Source organism: Bacillus sp. B25(2016b), assembly GCF_001679765.1.
In the GTDB taxonomy this organism is placed as follows: domain Bacteria; phylum Bacillota; class Bacilli; order Bacillales; family Bacillaceae_G; genus Bacillus_A; species Bacillus_A thuringiensis_K.
The window spans coordinates 471290-473904 of sequence record NZ_CP016285.1; the positions used below are offsets into that span (position 1 = coordinate 471290).

Here is a 2615-nt window from a genome sequence, read left to right on the forward strand (position 1 = left end):
AGAAGTGAAAGAACCGGTAAAAGAAGTTGAAGAAACAAAAGAAGAAGTGAAAGAACCGGCAAAAGAAGTTGAAGAGCCAAAAGAAGAAGTGGACGAGCTAACAACAGGAGTTGAAGAGTCGAAAGCGAAGGGGAAAGAAACAGGAAAAGAAATTGAAGGTTCAAAAGAAGCAGTAAATCCATCCGAAGTAGTCCAAGAACAAAACATGAATCATCAAGTTATGAAAGAAAATAAACCAGTTGCTAATAAACAGGAAGAAAGTAAGAAATCATTAGGAGCAACAGGTGGACAAGCGAATACATCAAAGTTACTTTCAGGCGTAGCATTAGTTCTTTCAGCACTGAGTATGTTTGTATTTAGAAAGAGATTATTTAAGAAATAAATAACGTGTTATCTTATTATATTGTAAAATAATTGTATAAGTTTTTGAGAAGACATTATCATGGCAGTTTCATTTTGAAATAGGCTTATGATAATGTCTTTTTTAAGGGGGATATAAATGGAAAAGGTGTCGGAGAGCAGTTATTACAAGTTGCAATTCAGTATATTTTCTCTTTCCAAGGGATGAGAGAGATAGTACTATGTTTGAATACGAATAATGATCATGCGATGAAATTGTACAAGAAAGTAGGTTTTGAGGAAAAAGCATGTTTACAACACTATATAATAGAGTGAAAAACCCATTCATATGAATGGGTTTTATTACGGATTTAGAAGTGATTTGAGGCGCCAATCGTTACATAACCTTTTTTATTTTTTTCGGCACTTCTTTCGTTTGCAAATTAACATCTTCTTTTCGTAGCTCTTTAAAGAGCGAAGCAACCATAAGAACGACTACGATAGAAAATGGTAGTGCTGCGATTATAGCTGCAATTTGTAGTGCATTTAATCCTCCAGCTTGTAATAAAATAGCGGCAATTATCGCGATTGTTAATCCCCATATAAGTTTTAAACTATTTTTCGGTGATAAGCTTCCGTTACTCGTTTGCATTGAAACAACAAATGTTGCCGAGTCGGCAGAAGTAACGAAAAATGTGGCTACTAAAATTAACCCGATAATCGTTAAAAATGTAGAGAATGGTAGATGTGAAATAACAGCAAATAATCCAATCTCTGTACCATTTTTTGCAATTTCATCAGCTATTCCAAGCGATTGGAACATTTCCATATGGATTGCGGTACCACCAAATACTGCAAACCAAAATGTACAGATAAGAGTCGGGACTAATACAACTCCAAAAATAAATTCTTTTATTGTGCGTCCTTTAGAAATACGGGCGATAAATGTACCGACAAATGGAGACCAAGAGATCCACCATCCCCAATAGAAAATAGTCCAGTTTTCAATCCAAGAAGAGGATTTTTCATTAAATGCTCCTAAATTTAATCCCATACTAGGTAAAGCCCCGATATAAGAACCGAGTGTAGAGGTAAAGTATTTCATAATAAATACAGTTGGTCCTAAAAGTAAGAAAGAGACGAGTAAAATACCTGCAAGAGAGAAATTCAAGTTACTCAAATATTTAATCCCACGATCTAAGCCGGTTTGTGCACTTGTTAAATATAAAGCGGCGAAGATAGCTATAAGTACGAGCTGAGTAAGTAAAGTGTTATGAATAGAAGGGAATAAATAGCTTAATCCCCCAGCAATTTGTTGAGCACCAATCCCAACAGATGGTACAATGCCAAATACTGTAGCTAAAACAGCTAAAATATCAACTGTTTTTCCGATACGGGAATTTTTCGATCGATTAAATAATGGAGTAACTGTAGCCCCGATAGTGCTACCTTTTTGTTTGCGGAATGTGAAATATGCAATTGTTAAAGCGACCATTGCGTATAGTGACCACGGAAAGAGTCCCCAGTGGAAAAATGAATATTGCATAGCGAGTTTGGCGCTTTCTTCTGTACCTGCTTTTCCTGTTAATGGATCTGTAAAATGTGAAATCGGTTCAGCGATTCCATAAAAAAGGAGTCCAATTCCCATTCCTGCCCCAAACAACATGGATAGCCAAGATGGATAATTATATTTTGGCTTTTCTCCATCTTTACCAAGACGAATAGAACCGTACTTAGAAAATGCTAAATAAGCAGCCAAAATAATCATTGTAGTCATAAGTAGAGAGTAAAACCATCCAAATTTATTGAGGATAAATGAGTTTAAAGAAGATGTAACACTTTGTAAATCGTAGCCTTGTATCCAACTTGCTGGGGTAATTCCCCACATCCATCAACTTAAGGTATATTTTTAAACAAAATGCGGTCTTTCCATATAGTTTTTTATTATCTTTTGTAGATTTTATAAAAGCGGGCATATCAAATAAACCCTGACGGGTTTCAATTTTTTACTATGCTACCTGATGAGTAGAAGTGGTATACTCATAAACAACACCCAAAATATCAAAGACTGTCTTTTTCTCGTATCGATGAGATTTTCGTCCGTTGTGCTGTAGGAGGTTAAACAGACGAAGGAGAACCTTTGATAATTCTTGGGTGTTTTTGTGTAATGCTTGGTAAAAAAGTGAAAAATAATCCTTAATTATGTACATCGCTTTATATTCACTTAGCTCTTTCTGTTTCTTACGTAATAGGAGTTCTCGCATTTTAAACATAGT

General features: G+C 35.2%; 2 protein-coding genes and 2 pseudogenes. 2 read left to right on the forward strand and 2 right to left on the reverse strand.

What is annotated here, in order from left to right; all coding sequences use genetic code 11:
- Both BAQ53_RS26135 and BAQ53_RS02550 read left to right on the forward strand, forming a co-directional pair.
- The coding region (locus tag BAQ53_RS26135; protein WP_244161467.1) for an LPXTG cell wall anchor domain-containing protein at positions 1-382 on the forward strand (382 nt) is incomplete at its 5' end.
- 122 nt (positions 383-504) lie between these two features.
- Positions 505-675, forward strand: a pseudogene (locus tag BAQ53_RS02550) (GNAT family N-acetyltransferase); the annotation flags it as partial.
- A gap of 61 nt (positions 676-736) precedes the next feature.
- On the opposite strand, the gene opuD reads toward BAQ53_RS02550, so the two are convergent.
- Positions 737-2227, reverse strand: a complete 1491-nt coding sequence (gene opuD, locus BAQ53_RS02555) for a glycine betaine transporter OpuD (protein WP_208906463.1) — start codon at positions 2225-2227, stop codon at positions 737-739.
- A gap of 121 nt (positions 2228-2348) precedes the next feature.
- Positions 2349-2615 (reverse strand): annotated as a pseudogene (locus BAQ53_RS02560) (IS4 family transposase); the annotation flags it as partial.

Coding starts and splice junctions, on each gene's coding strand:
- opuD (WP_208906463.1), bottom strand. CDS start 2,227: ATGTGGGGAATTACCCCAGCAAGTTGGATACAAGGCTACGATTTACAA.